Consider the following 14,099-nt stretch of genomic DNA (forward strand, 5'->3'; position numbering starts at 1 on the left):
CTCGATTTAGGAAGTGTAAAAGTTTAATGTTCTACCAGCCTACGCCGGCGTCCGCTGTTTGTGATTCCTCCGACCATTCTGCCTGACCCGAAGACGCTTCCGGAGTCTCTGCACTCGCGGGCGCCGTGGGAGCCTGCGGCGCCCTGGCGGCCGGAGGGGGGGCGACGTAACGCTGGGTATCAGAACCGTCGAGCTTGACGCCGGTCAACTGGGAGTAGATCGACCGGGACTGGTCATCCGGCAACAGTTCGGCCATGAGTTCCGATACCGTCATGCGACCCCAACCGATAAGGCGCTCCAGGCCCGGCGCCAGTGGGGTGTGGGGTTCGTAGGTGCGGAAGTACTTGGCAGCTGCTTCGAGCAGCTTCAGGGCGTCTTCGCGCGAGGCGACCGGCCCGGTCGGCATGGATACGCCTGCTACCGCGGGCGTCGCCCCGCTGGGAGGGCTGCTCTCCCCGCCTTCGGAGGCGCCCGCCTCCGCATCTGGCGGCGCCGAAGCGGCCAGCGCTTCCAACTGGCTCTTGTAGACAAAGCGCGTGGTCCGCAGCACCTCGTCCAGAAGAGTGGTGATATTGGTGAAGGGTGGAGCGTCGTGGCCACAACTGGAGCGCAACTCTTCACTGATGCTTTTATAGTGGACCAACGCCTCTTCGAGGGTTTCCACAAGATCCTGCGCCCACTCGTTGCTTGCGGCGTTTACGCATTGTTCGATTTCATCAAAGCTGTACCCGAGGACTTCCAGCCGGGCGGCTTTGGCATCGTCATCGGCGATGCGGTCCGCGTCCCGGGCCTGCTGATACTGGAAGAATGAATAGGCACCGTAATCACTTTCCGGGGTAATGGGGGCATTGCGGACTGGCATCATCAGGGTGCCGTCGCCGCCGTCGCCGTTCAGGCCCGTCAGCGGCGCCACCTTGGTTTCCAGACCGTCTTCGTCGGGTTCGGGATAAAGGCCGTCCCAGTGGTCTTTCACCAGGCGTTCTATCAACGCAAAACCGTCGCGCAGGCCGGGAAATCCATGCAGCCGGATCAACGCTTCGGTATACCAGGTCGCGACTTCAAGATCCTTGCTCTGGGCCGAGAGAATTTTCTCAGCGCACTTGGCCACATCGTGCCAGGGTGCGAGCAGGTCGGCATCGCTGTCGTCGAACATGGCGGAGCGTTCGGCGGCGCGGGCGCTGTTGCGGGAGTCTTTGATGGTGTAGTAATCGGAGGTCGGCGAGCGATCTTCTCGAATGTCGCTGCCTGTCGGCTGGTCCTCCGAAATCGGAGCAGCCAACTCGTCGATGTTGATTATATTGGGGAATGCCATGGAAGTTCCTTTGACTCAAATAGTTCCTTTGCCTTGATTCTTATTAGAAAGAGTGCCTGCCGTGAATAAGCTGATCAAGGCAACCAGCCTACCGTACAGCATAGGGTTCATACGAAAGCCGCTCCCTTGCAGGTTCCGCGACTAGCCACACCCCGTCCCCTCCCGGGCAGCCTGCACAACAGGTTCCGTTCGAAAACCGGTCACCATTCTCTGGAACAACGGCTTTTGCCGGGGGAACTCCCGCTGGCTGCACCACAGAAACAAGGTATGGAAATACCGCTCACATTGAAAATGGGCCACCAAATATTGTATTGCGGTAGTATCCAGCCGGGCCGACATTTCAGCGGTACACGCCGGTGAAACTTCATGCTCGACCATCTCGGGCCCGGAGAGTAAACGCCCCGACGTCAACCTGGCCAGGCACTGTTGCAGCTGGGCGACACTGTAATCCGGCAGGGCCAGTCCCGACGGCAGCTCCTCCCTCTCCTGCATCAAGACAATCATGTAGTGGTGGGCATTTCGGTCCCCGGCCTGGAGCACGGCATTCGGATTGAGGTCTGTGCACGGCTGCCAGGATTCCGGCACGACGGCGGAAACCGGGGAATCCCGCCCGCGCATCCGCACCAGACTCGGCCCGACCAGGTCCGGCCCGGGATCCTGAAAGCTTGGCTTCTGCGCCTGATTTGTGCGAAAGACAACGCGGTTGTCCAGGTGCAATTCCGTATGCCATCCCCCATCCCATAGAGCCTTGACGATCCTCTCCGCCTGCCGGCGGTCCTCAACACACTTTACCATTCGGTGAGCACCGGACAGTAAATACCTGATCTGGTCAAAATCCAACGCAAACTGCTTGCCAAGCGACTCGATCCCCCGGCGGCGGTTGAATCCGTCACGGAGTGATCCTGTAAAAATAACCCGGAAAGACATTCTGGCGACCTGCGTTCCATGCATATCTAGATTTTATTAGTGGGGGCCAATCCAGCCCTCCGCAGCGTCTTCGGGGTCAGGGACGCCAGAACTCTGACTGTCTGCTTTCCATTCCGGGGATTTTCGCCGAGCGACGCTCCCCCGCCATCCCAAAGCCACTTACACTACTGGCTCTCCCGCCACCAGCACAATCCAGCATCGGCAGATGCACGCTGAAGGCAGATCCATGCCCCAAGCCATGCCTAATTCTACCTAATCTAACTCACAGTTGGATACCGCCTCACAAAAACAAACACTATCGTACTAATTAAAAAGACATTTTTACATGCCCCCATCGGATGCACGCAAAAACAGTACAATCGTACCACTTTCTTCTGGGCCATTTTCTAACCCAAAGCTTGCCGCCGGGGGCTGGTAAGCCCGGCACGCATTTGTGCTTTGCACAGCAGAGTTTGGGGTTCAGCCCCTTCCGCCACCGGACGCATTTGCATAGCCTTCGGTCTGGGACAGCTGGCCATACAGCCTACTCAAGTTATTTACCTGCCGCAAAGAACCCAAGTGCGCATAGATCGCCGAGAGATACCCCCGCTTTCTCAGTGCAAGGAATTCCTGGTCAGGTAGTCGATTGACGGCTCTTTCATTTACGCGGAAGACACCCGTCAGCCGGTGATCCATACCTCCGGGCAGCTTTACCAGCACCACCTGCTCCTCAAGCAGTCCCTTTTCATCCAGGTAGCGGGCAAACTCATTGCTCAGCGAAGTCTGCATGCGCAGTTCCAGGAGAAAATTGCTGATGTTCGACAGATATTCAGTCTGCTCGCCGTTCTTATCAAACAGCGATTCGCCTCTCTCCCGATCACCGGCCATCGAAGGGGAAGACTCATCGATGCAGATGGCAAACTGCCCCTCCTGCCCCTCAATAGCGACCATTGCAAAGGGATGGGCGCGCAGCGCCGACGGTATATAGGCCCCCTGCCACCGATTGTTTTGCCAAAACAGGTTTCTGCCCGGCTTAACCCCGAGCATGGCGACAGAGCGGAGTTCGCCACCCTGCTCTCCGCCCTGCTCAGATTTGACAAATACAATAGGGTATTCCGCAGCCAGCTGCGGAAACTCGCCGATCAATGCGGGGCAGGTATGCTTCCCGACACTGTGACTGAGGTCCGCCACCTTTATGCGATGGCTGCGATGCCGCTTTTTGTCCAATGCCACTATATTGTTCATACATCACTCCTTGAACGGGCTTCTACCAATGCCGGCTCTGCGCGCCGAGCATGGAGCAGTAGAGGCTGGGCTCGGGCAGGCCGGGGCTCAGCAGGGTGGTGGGCGCCAGATGCTGGGAGCCTGAGCACCACCAGAGGCTGTAGCTGGGGTACTGCTGCTTGTACAACTGATTCAGCAAGCCGGGGTAGCTGCCGGCAATGCTCCCGGTTTCACTGGTGGCGGTTACCGCCGCGCCGAAAAACGCTGACTCTCCACCGGCGGCCGCAGCGGCGGGAAAATCCGGAAACCGCTCCATCACCTGGTCGGCCTGCAGGGTGCTCTGCAGCGCATCTATGGCCAGATCCGACAACAGCCGATACCAGCTGTCTGCGCCCGCCTGCACGGCAAAAGGGTTTGCCTGCGCGGATGCGGGAACAGGTACGGCCATGGTCAGGGGAAAATACCGGCCCACACTGTCCACACTGGGTACCAGCACACCGGCCCAGGCGCTCTCGTCGAGAACACCGCAGGACAGCACGAAACGCCAGATGGGGCTGGTAAGGTAATAATCCAGCCAGGACTCCCCCACGAGTTCCCGCGACCCGTGGACGGCTCTCTGCAGCCATTCGTCCCAGGGCGTCACGAAGCTGCCGGGCAACTGGCGCTGGATAAAATCCCCATGCCCGGGCAGCTTTCCGAATAATCCCTTTGCACTCGACACTGTGTAGACCTCTAAGCTACAGGGTTTCCGGACAGCGGTAGCCCTGAAGCAGGCTGCGGTCGAAGGGGTTTTCAACACCGGAGGCCGTCAACCGGAATTCGGCCTTGCGGCCCTGCTTCTCGAAGGTGACAAAGTACTCGGTACTGCTGCGCCCCGGCTGCAGATCGGAGGCGGCGAGCAGGCGGTACCAGGCCCAGTCCCCTTCAAAATGGCTGCGGTGCACGGTTTCGTTGAGATCCTCAAAAATAATACGCGCCCGGTTGCTCTCCCCGCCCCGCCAAGCTAACTGCTTAGGGGTTCTCGGACCGTGTGAATAGGGAACCCGCTGCCCGCCCATTTCCAGGGCAAACAGCCGGACGCCGGAATCCAGCTTGGTGGGTTCGATGCGGAAGGAGTAGCCCGCCTGTTCGCCACTGCTGAAGAAGGTCCTGCGGATGCGGTCGGCCCGGCGGAGCTGCGAGAGCGCTCCCTGGGACAGGCCCAGGCTCTGCCCCTCCAGGGATTTCACGCTCCAGTTCCGCGTGTCGACGAACGGCTCCAGGTATTCGGAGACGAACTTCTGTTCGGTGCCGCCGGGCTTGAAGTACTCATTGAATTCCATGATCGGCACTTCCTGGTCCCGGCCCGCCCGCAGCGGATAGCGGTTGGCCAGGCTACGGCTGTAACTGCTGTACACCTGCTCGCGCCAGACCCGATCGGCGTGCAGCTTGGCCTTGGCCATCACCAGGGCCCAGGTATTGTCGGCGATATCGGTCAGCCACTGGTCGAAGGGCGCCGGGGCGTTGGCGGCCTTTATACGGAGCTGCTTGATGGCCTCTCCGCCGCCCCCCGCGAAGCGCTCTTTGGCGCTGGCAAAAGCGGCCTCGTTGGCATCCGGGGCGCTGTCTATCTCCGTCAGGAATTCCTGTGCCTTGTTAATCGCAGAGAGATATTCCTGCACCCTGGCCGGCCGGCCTTTTTCACTCTGGGTGATTCGCTGCAGCTCCTCGAAGCGGAGATCGACGATGGTCGGTTCGAAACGTTCCTGTAAAGCGGCGGCGGCACCTCCGGCCACTGCGGAACCCGCACGGCGCGCGTTGCTTGAGACCGGAAGCGCAACACCGGAGGCATCCACCGACAGTTCCGGCCGCGGGGTCAGCCGGGTGTTGTCCGCAGTAATTTCCGACACCGCCAGCAGCGGCGAATACACCGGGTCCGACAACTTGGACAGCATATCCAGCGCCTGGCTGGTGGTGCGGAAACCCTGTATCGAAAAGCTGCCGAGGAACCGCTGCCAGCGCTGGTGGTACTCGCTCAGATAAATCCGCTTTACCTCTTCGCCGAGTTTCTCCCGGTCGGCCTCACTGAAATCCTCACCGCTGATATCGCCGCCATAGATCCACCGCTCCTCCGACAGTTTGGTCATAAGCGGGGAATCGGCGCCGAAGTCCTGTTCCTTGTAGCCGGCTTTGGTGTACAGGTAGGGGATGGAAAAGCGCGGATCAGTTGCCTGGAGACCAAACAGCCGCTCTGTGTCCCCACCGATCTCCCCGTAGAGATCCACCGGCATCACGCCCATATCGCTGTTCTTCAGCTGGGCATACAGCCGCTGGGGAACGGGGATGCGTCGCAGCTGCTGGCGCGCGCGGGCCACCACGCGCTCATTGGCCTGCAGATTCTCCGGCAGCGGTTGCGCGAAGAGCTGTTGCAAATGCACCGCCAGTTGCTCCTGCTGCTGCGCCTGGCCGGGCAGTTGGCGCTCCCAGCTGGCGGTGTAGTAACCCTGCAGGACCTCCCCATTCCGTTTGTCGGGATTGAAAAACATCAGATAGGTTCTCAGCGTATCCGTCAGCGCGGAGTCCTCCGCACCCATCCGAGCCAAGTCGCGCTCGATATCCCGCACCAGGGATGGCAGAAATACATTGAGCAACTGGTCCCGGTATAGGCGATCAGCGGCCCTGTCCACGCGATCGTCATAGAGACCCAGGTTGCTCAGCCAGGGGTGATCCTCTTTTTCATAGACCGAGGCGGCGTGGCGCAGCGGTCCCAGCAGTTGCAGGCTCTCGACGGGGGTGGGCTGGCGGCCCGCGAATTCCCTGCTGTTCTCCCGATAACGGGCGATGTGATCGCTGACCTCACTCATGTAGATCTTGTTCTGGGCGACACTGCCCGTCCAAAGAAAAAGGGCTCCGATAAAAACTGCGGCCAGCGAGACATAGACGCCCCTGCGCAACCACAGTGTAGCGGTCTCAATCTTCCGGTTGACGCCCACCAGCTCCGCTTCGGGAAAGACCACATCCTTGAGCAGCCGGTGCAGGAAGTAGCTTTTTCCCACCCCCTGAAACTTGCGGCCCGCGTCGCGCTCAAGGCCGAAGTCCGCGCTTACCGATGCCATCATCCGGTCGATCGGGCTGCCCTCCTGGGTACCGCTGGTGAAATATACCCCCCTGACCATGGGCACTGTGTCGTACCGGTTGGCACTGAAAGTCTGTTTTACGAAATCGCTCAATACCTCCTGCAGGCTTTCCAGCCGAGCGGGAAAGCCCTGCAGCAATGCCCTCTTTTCGACATTCCGCTCATTGTGAACGCGCCACAGGATTCTCTGGTTGAGCCGCTCGATCAACTGCTGGAACTCGGCGACAAAATTTTCCAGGGGCGCACCGGCGGCCGGGCTGCTCTCGGCGGGGAAACTGATACCCCAGACCTGCTCCCGCTCCGCCTGTGACAGGTTGTCAAAGAACTCACTGAAACCCGCCACCAGGTCGCATTTGGTAAAGGTGAGGTAGATGGGAAAGCGGATCCCCAACTGCTGCTGCAATTCATTGATCCGCTGGCGAAGGGTTTTGGCCTGATGCAGGCGCTGCTCGGCAGTTTGCACCATCAGGTCTTGGAGACTGATGGCCACCAGCGCGCCATTGATTGGGCGACGGCGGCGGTAGCGTTTGAGAAGCCCCAGAAATGCCTGCCAGGCACTGTTGTCGTGTACGCGGTGGCTGTCCTGGGTGGTATATCGCCCTGCGGTGTCGATCAGCACCGCATCGTTGGTAAACCACCAGTCGCAGTTGCGCGTGCCGCCGACACCGCCGAGCGCTTCCCTGCCGTGGCTGCTGGCCAGGGGGAACTCAAGACCGGAATTGATCAGCGCCGTTGTCTTGCCGGAACCGGGGGGGCCGATAATGATGTACCAGGGTAGCTGGTACAGGGATACGTTGCCCTTGTGCGACTTGAACCTGGCTTTGCGCAGGACTTCCATGGCCTCCCGGAAACGCTGTGACAGCGCGCCGAGCTCCTCCTGGCTGCGTTCCTCATCCGGATCGACCTCGCTCTCCTGGGATTCTTCAATGCTGTTGATCAACGCCTGATTCTGTCGCCTTTCGACCAGCCACTGGCTGAGATTCCAAACCAGCCAGATTGCAAAGAGAAAAACGATTATGGTGATGCGCACACCGGTCGACAGGGTCGCGTTGTCCTCGCCGAACTTGATGTAATCCGCCCCAAACCAGATCAACAGCGACAGCGCCGCCAGACCGATAAAACCGACCACCCATTTATTGGTAAAAAAATCGCGCAGGCGTCTCATGAATAGCTCCATCCCCCAGGGCCGAGCGGCACTGGAACACTATTAATCCGTTGTCAGCGGGCTGCTTCGGCATTCTCTTTACTTTCGACTTTGCTGTCGACGACCAGCCCGGTTATGTTTTCAGCCACAGGGGTCGCACTTTCGTACAACCACCAGCGGTAGCCGCTGTAGGTCAATACCAGAGCGCCCAGCACGACACTGGCGATCACCCAGAGGGGTATGTATTGAATCAGGCGGTTTTTCCGTTCGACACATCCCTGCCAGTGGGGGGACAAATCCCTTTCCATCGATGGGCGATGGCTCTCTATGGTGTGATACAGATTGTCGCGAATCTGTTCCAGCTGCTCGTGGCCGCGCTGAGCCAGGCGGTATTTCCCCTGAAACCCGAGACTCAGGCAGAGGTAGAACAGCTCCAGGACCTCCAGGTGGGAACCCGGGGTTTCCAGCATCCGCTGCAGGATAACGAAGCACTTCTCACCGCCAAAAGTCTCCTTGTGGAACAGGCTCAGCAGGGAGTGCTGGCTCCACCCGCTCGCCGTTCCCCAAGGGGTTGTAAGAACCACCTCGTCGACCACGGTGCAGAGCAGATAGCGCGCCGTGAGCACGATGTCCGGGGAGATGGAAAGCTGTTTGGCCTCGCGCTCAAAACTCTGAATTTCCCTGGTGAGCCGCTTGTGCAGGTCCGGCACATTATCGTGACTCATTGTCGTGCGCAGCTTGATGATCACCCCCAGCAGCTTCGACGCGGCGGACACCAGCGGGTTGAGGCTGTTTCTTACCCGGATCGCCTGTTGTACATCCGCGCCGGAAAAAGCCGGGGTCTGGGGGCCGGGTCTTCCACCGGAAGCTGCGGCTCCCGGAGTGGGCACCACGACAGTGCGGTCCCCCGTATTGGGAGCGCGTGGCGGTGTAAAATCATCATTGTTCATGATCAATTATTCCTTATTGCCCAGAGCTCCATGGTCAGGCCGGGGAATTCCGCCCCGAGGTGAACCGCAAACCCCCCGGACCTCTGCATTGCCTGCCACAGCTCTCCCGTGCGCTCCAGCTCAAAGTAGGTAAAGCCAGCGTGATAGGGGATCTGGCGGGGCGCCACCGGAAGCGGACGCAGGGCGAGCCCCGGCAGCTGCGCGGAAATCAGCTCGCGAATAGCCTCCACCGGGGCGACCTTGGCCTGGCCCGGGAAACGGCTGCGCAGCAGGTCGCCGGGCATATCGGCTTTCGCGGCCACGATAAAGCTCGCGGTTTTGACAAGCGACGGGTCGGTGACCGGCGCGACAAAAATTCCGAACTTTCTCTGCACCAGCTCCATTGCAATGGCGGTCTGCTCCAGTACCGTCGACAGCGACTGGCGCAGTGCGGAGAACAACCCGGCGTAGCTCTGCTGCAGGTTTTCGTGTGAATAACCGGGAATTGCCGGCGGCCGCTTGTTGGGCGAGGTAAATGTGGACAACTCCCCGGCCAGTTGAAGCAGCTCCAGAAAAAAGCTGTGGGGATGCAGGCGCGGCTGTGCGGTCAGCTGGCCCAACAGCGGCTCAAAACGGTTGATCACCTGCAGAAGCAGGTAATCGGCTATCTCGGCCGAACCGCTCCTGCCGCTGTCGCTCAGGCGGTGTCCCAGCGCCGAACCGCGGTGATCCAGCAGTCCCCTGATTTCCTCTATATAGGCCTTGATGACAGAGGAAGCCTCGGAATTCAGCAATGGCGGTATATAGTCGGAGTCCAGCTCCACCGGTTTTTCCGGCTGCCGCTCGCGGATTCTGGCAATGCCGATTGCCGCATAGCCGCTGAGATCATCGCTGCCCAACTTCAAACAGGCGCGCAGCTTGCCCACCTGGATGCGCGCCGATTCGCCGGATGCCGAGGCACTGCTGCGGACATCAAAGTTACATGTCTGATAACGCGCCTGGGGAAAATCCTCCTGATCGCGCACCGACTCCTGGCTCCCGGGCCTTTTCATCGGCACGCAGAGGTAGACGACTTCGTCCCTGGTATGTACCGGAACTTCGAGAACCTCCGGCAGATATTCGTTCTCCGGAGCGAGCATCGGTGTACCGTCGGGAAAAATGGCGTTGACCCGGGATACCGATATCTTCCCCATGGCCAGCGGCTCACTGTCGATGGCCAGTTCAACGATGCCCCACGTGTAGGGCCCCAGGGCGGCCGTCCGCGCCTGCAGCAATTGTTCCAGGTAGCGGTCCTGCTGCTGGAAATGCTGAGGGCGCAAAAACATGCCCTCCCCCCAAATAACCTTATTATTCGCCGACATGTTTCTTCCTTAACGGAGCTGTAAGCCCTGGTTAGCGGCTCAGACCTTCGATTGCTTTCTTGTCCTTCTCCACTTGCTGGAGTCGCTCGCGCATGCGCTCGTACTCGGCGCTGGAGATGGTCACCGTATCGTCCTTTTCCGGGGAAGAGCTTCCACTCTTTGGCTTCCTGTCGGACAGCCGGCTCCGCCGCGACAACGACGCCGGAGAACCTATCCATTTATCCGCGAGCGTTACCTGATATTCATTTGCCTTGTGATCGGTTATCGGCAACAGCATCAGCGCATCCGCATCCTGGTACTGCACGAACTCCGCCAGCAGGCCGATATATTTGACCTCCGGGGTCAAATTCAGCCTTTCCAGGCGCTGCTCACCGGGGGCAAACTCCTTGAGAATGACCGTATCGAGCAGGTCCTTGCCCAGCCTGGACTCCGCGTTCTCGTAGAGGTTGAGGAAATCCTCCCGGGAAAACTGGCGGTCGTCGGCGAGCATGAAGACACGAACCACAACCGGCGACGCGCGGCCGTCGTAATCGGGATTTACATCATTTCTGGCATCCACGGCCAGCTCGAGACTGGTTTCAAAATTCAATGTGCGGCGAGTGGTTTGGCAGGCGGCAGCGGACAGGACAAGGAGCCCGATCAGCAGCAACCTGAAAACTTTACTAGCAGACATGACAATATCCTTGGACTTTGTTATTTGTATTAATCTTTCAGATGTCGCTGATTTTTCAGCTCCGACAATCTGTACTCGTAAGTGGTGGCAAATTCGTCGCCGAAAAGGCGTCGGTAACAGGCTTCCGGGTCCCTTGCCAGCTCTCCGTACAACTCCTTGAAACCTTCCCAGTTCTTGGCATTTTTACTGCCAAAGACGCCGCCCCGGTTGCTCACGCGGCGCTCGATGTTATCCGGGCTGAAAAACTTCAGCATTGCATCGTAGCCCGCACGCATACCGTCCAGCACCGCCATCTGGTGATCGGAGAGATCATCGAATCCGTCCGCGACCGCCTGCTGGGGCGACATAAAGGCTCCGTTTCCGGAAAACATCACACCGAGTGCATCGGCGGCCGTGGCGCTGAATTTCAGCGGGTTGTTCGCCTCTGTCTGAATCATGGTGCGCTGCACCCGCAGCTCGTTTTTGATACTGCTCCTGGCGCGCAGCAGGTCAATCAGGCGGGCTATGGTTTCCTGCACAATCGCGGACACCTGCTGATCCAGTTGCTGCCTGTGCTCCGGGGGAAGGTTCAGGCCCAGCGCCGCCATCAGCGCACCGGTATCCACGCCTGCCGCCGCCGGCGGGTGAGGAGGAGGCGGCGGCTCCGGGGCCGCAACCGGGCTCACGCCCGCGGGACTGGGCTGAAGCCCGGCATTGTGTGGTGGGATTTGCTGGGGCGGGGGTTGTTGTAATGGGTCCTGCTGCAATGGGTTCTGTTGCAGGGGGCTCTGCTGCTGCGGAGTTTGCTGCGGTGAGGTTTGCTGCAGCGGGGAAAACTGTTGCGAGGCGTGGGAAAAGCCCTCGGGTTGTCCGCCGGCGTTAAAACCGGGTGCTCCATCCACCTGTTGCCCCTGCATGACGGCGAAGGATTCCGCAAAGGGGTTGTCGGCCTCCGCCGGTTGCGGGGCCGGGGGGTGTGGCTGTGGTTGCGGCTGTGGTTGCGGCGGTACCTGCTGCTGCGGTTGCACCTGTTGCTGCGGCTGTGGCGTCTGTACCGACTCCACCACCGGAGGCTGCTGTGCGGTAAAGCTCATCGCATGCTGGTCCGCCGGTGCGTGATCCTGGCTACTGCCGTCTTTCCACCAGTCGTCGTCCTCCCACTGGCCGCCCGACGCCCTGTTCGACCCACTGTCGAAACCGGCCAGGGGGTCCCAGCTTTCATCGGAACCTGAACTTCCGGATGAGCCGAATACCGCCAGTGGATCCACCGGTTCGGCGTTCGGGGAAACCAGGCTGTCGGAAGAGGGGCTGCCCGCACTGGTGCCGACGTATCCCCACTCCCCGGAATGGGACGCTCCTGAGTTCGCGCCCGGTTCCAGCCAGCTGTCCAGTTGTTGCGCCTCCGCCTGGCTCTGCATCTTGGCGGCGGCCGCGGGACTGAAGGTGGTGCGGTCGCCGCTGTCGAGGAAGTCCGCCCCGCCGAGTCCCTTCGGCAGGTCCGATTCGGCCTGTGGCCGGCGGAGGGCCACCTTCAACTGGTAATCCCCGATGCCGATAACGTCGCCTTCGCTCAGCGGAACACGGTTGCCCTTGCCGATGGGGTTCTCCCCCTGGTTGAGGTAAGTTCCGTTGGTGCTGTTGTCCACCAGATAGTACTGGTTGTCGCCGAAAGCGATCATCGCGTGCTTGGAAGACACCACCCGCTCCGGATCGGGCAACACCCAGTCATTGCCGTCTGCGCGGCCGAGATTGCCGCCGGCGGGGGTAAACAGTTTGGTGTGCTTAAGCATGTTGGCACCCTTTGGGTCCGCCAACACGGAGAGGATCAGATCCATTTCACTCTGGCTCGCGCTGTAGTGTTATTTCGCAATTGCGACAGGGCATACTGCCGACACTGCCGCCATGGTGCCATTCTTTTTACTTCGATATCCGCATATTTCCACCGGCGGATACCGATCAGCTCCAGGGCCCTTTGAGGCCGCCGCCGGCAAGCGACTGCAGCCGGGGCAGCAGAATCTGGTCGCGACCCTGCACCGAACGCAATGTGCTGATGCCCGCACTTTCAAACCGCGCCGCCGCCCTGTCGGTGAGCAGGGCTTCGGCACAGGGTGTCATCCACCGCCCCTGGGGCAGGTCGCGCAAATGCAGAGGCAGGTCCTCATAGCTCGCCGACAAAACCGGTGCCGGCCGCCCCGCCTCGGAAAACTGTTGGCATATGGAAAGCGCCAGCAGGTAGGCGCTGTTGCCCCAGAGATAGTAATTGTGGCCGTGCTCTGGTGTCAGCTCCTCGTATTCAAAGCAGTCCGTCGTCGCCGAGTCGGCACCGTAGGGCAGGCGGAGCATAAAGCGCGGGCCCGCCAGCGCCACGTACTCGCTACCGGAATACTCCCTCACCGCCAGCCAGCTCTCGGCGAACTCGCCGGACAGGGGATAGTGCCAGTCGTCCGGGTCCAGGGAGCCCGCCAGACTGGGGCAACCGGCCAGACGGGGGTCTGCTCCAAGGAGGAGCGCACTTCCCGCCGCTTCGGCAATAGTGGAGAGATCGATCAGCCAATGGAGGTCCCGCTCTTCGTCGGCGACAAAGAAATCTCCGACGATCAGGTTGTACGGCCGGCTGCCCGAAATGGTCTCCCCCTCCACGAGGCACTTGAAAATCTGGGATTTTTCGAGATCGCTCTCGGCCTGGGCGAGATCGGCCATCAGCTCTTCCTTGCTGATATCTATCAGGTACAGGTGCAAATTCGGGTGATCCTGCACTCGGCGCAACAACAGGTGCAGGCTCCGCCAACTGGCCTCCAACTGGCGGAAATCACTGTGGTGCATGAGTTTACGCATGGCCTCGGAGGCCGCCTCTTTTACCGCCTGCAGGTAGGTGCCCTGACGCTGGTCCGGCGTTTTCTGCACATAGGGGGCGACTATATCCCGGATCAACCGGTCGATCCGGCCCTGATCGCTATTCCGGTAACTGTCCCGATAGCTGTCGGAGCCGAGGATTGCGTCCAGCATGGATGCCCCACCGAGAGACGCATTCGCCAGGGCGTCGTCGACGCCGCGCAGCTCCGGCTTCCACTGCTGGATTTCCTCCGCAGCCCTGGAGAATTCCGCTGGATTCAGCAGGCGCTTTTCCAGTTCGATAAATTGCCTGAAGAGCGGCACCCGACTGTACAGGTAGTCGGGGTGCAGGTCGTCGTACTCCAGCAGGGACAGAGGTTCATCCATCACCGGCAATTGCAAACGCACGCCGAGCCGCTCGAACAGGGACTCGAAACTGTCCTTACCCAGACGGTGGGCCGGGCGCTGTGACAGGGTTTCCGGCTCGCACAGGCGCCGGCTGGAGCGCCCGCTGAAGTCGCCCAGAATAGCCACCTTCAGCACTTCGCCGGACGTCGGCTGGAGGGCCTCGCCCTGTTCGCTGTGAAAAATGGAGGCGCCGGAATTCATGGTGATTTGATTCAA

At 60.3% G+C, this 14,099-nt stretch carries 10 protein-coding genes; all 10 read right to left on the reverse strand.

From position 1 onward, the window contains the following. Positions 1-31: 31 nt before the first annotated feature. On the reverse strand, positions 32-1,312 hold the full coding sequence (gene tssA / locus FHS09_RS08765; protein WP_183458899.1) for a type VI secretion system protein TssA: 1,281 nt from the start codon (positions 1,310-1,312) through the stop codon (positions 32-34). A 141-nt stretch (positions 1,313-1,453) separates the two neighbouring features. Beyond that, positions 1,454-2,239 (reverse strand): hypothetical protein, encoded by a 786-nt coding sequence (locus tag FHS09_RS08770; RefSeq protein ID WP_183458902.1) that lies wholly within the window; start codon positions 2,237-2,239, stop codon positions 1,454-1,456. Positions 2,240-2,698: 459 nt separating this feature from the next. Next, positions 2,699-3,451 carry a SapC family protein gene (locus FHS09_RS08775; RefSeq protein ID WP_183458904.1) on the reverse strand — a complete coding sequence of 251 codons (753 nt, stop codon included), beginning with the start codon at positions 3,449-3,451 and terminating at the stop codon, positions 2,699-2,701. Positions 3,452-3,485: 34 nt separating this feature from the next. After that, the gene (tagF, locus tag FHS09_RS08780; protein ID WP_183458906.1) at positions 3,486-4,163 is read right to left on the reverse strand and encodes a type VI secretion system-associated protein TagF; all 678 of its coding nucleotides are present in this window, start codon (positions 4,161-4,163) and stop codon (positions 3,486-3,488) included. Positions 4,164-4,179: 16 nt separating this feature from the next. Continuing rightward, positions 4,180-7,722, reverse strand: a complete 3,543-nt coding sequence (tssM, locus tag FHS09_RS08785; protein WP_183458908.1) for a type VI secretion system membrane subunit TssM — start codon at positions 7,720-7,722, stop codon at positions 4,180-4,182. A 53-nt stretch (positions 7,723-7,775) separates the two neighbouring features. Next, on the reverse strand, positions 7,776-8,651 hold the full coding sequence (gene icmH, locus FHS09_RS08790) for a type IVB secretion system protein IcmH/DotU (RefSeq protein WP_183458910.1): 876 nt from the start codon (positions 8,649-8,651) through the stop codon (positions 7,776-7,778). 2 nt (positions 8,652-8,653) lie between these two features. Next, the gene (gene tssK / locus FHS09_RS08795; protein WP_183458918.1) at positions 8,654-9,991 is read right to left on the reverse strand and encodes a type VI secretion system baseplate subunit TssK; all 1,338 of its coding nucleotides are present in this window, start codon (positions 9,989-9,991) and stop codon (positions 8,654-8,656) included. Between the two features lie 31 nt (positions 9,992-10,022). Then, positions 10,023-10,664, reverse strand: coding sequence for a type VI secretion system lipoprotein TssJ (gene tssJ / locus FHS09_RS08800; protein ID WP_183458920.1), 642 nt, complete (start codon positions 10,662-10,664; stop codon positions 10,023-10,025). Positions 10,665-10,693: 29 nt separating this feature from the next. After that, positions 10,694-12,478, reverse strand: coding sequence for a type VI secretion system-associated FHA domain protein TagH (gene tagH, locus FHS09_RS08805; protein ID WP_281383111.1), 1,785 nt, complete (start codon positions 12,476-12,478; stop codon positions 10,694-10,696). A gap of 121 nt (positions 12,479-12,599) precedes the next feature. Then, entirely contained in the window at positions 12,600-14,099 is a 1,500-nt protein-coding gene (locus FHS09_RS08810; protein WP_183458924.1) for a type VI secretion system contractile sheath domain-containing protein, read from the reverse strand.

Origin of the sequence: Microbulbifer rhizosphaerae, from assembly GCF_014191725.1 — a bacterium.
Classification (GTDB): Bacteria; Pseudomonadota; Gammaproteobacteria; order Pseudomonadales; family Cellvibrionaceae; genus Microbulbifer; species Microbulbifer rhizosphaerae.

Coding starts and splice junctions, on each gene's coding strand:
- tssA (WP_183458899.1), bottom strand. CDS start 1,312: ATGGCATTCCCCAATATAATCAACATCGACGAGTTGGCTGCTCCGATT.
- FHS09_RS08770 (WP_183458902.1), bottom strand. CDS start 2,239: ATGTCTTTCCGGGTTATTTTTACAGGATCACTCCGTGACGGATTCAAC.
- tssM (WP_183458908.1), bottom strand. CDS start 7,722: ATGAGACGCCTGCGCGATTTTTTTACCAATAAATGGGTGGTCGGTTTT.
- icmH (WP_183458910.1), bottom strand. CDS start 8,651: ATGAACAATGATGATTTTACACCGCCACGCGCTCCCAATACGGGGGAC.
- tssK (WP_183458918.1), bottom strand. CDS start 9,991: ATGTCGGCGAATAATAAGGTTATTTGGGGGGAGGGCATGTTTTTGCGC.
- tssJ (WP_183458920.1), bottom strand. CDS start 10,664: ATGTCTGCTAGTAAAGTTTTCAGGTTGCTGCTGATCGGGCTCCTTGTC.
- tagH (WP_281383111.1), bottom strand. CDS start 12,478: ATGGATCTGATCCTCTCCGTGTTGGCGGACCCAAAGGGTGCCAACATG.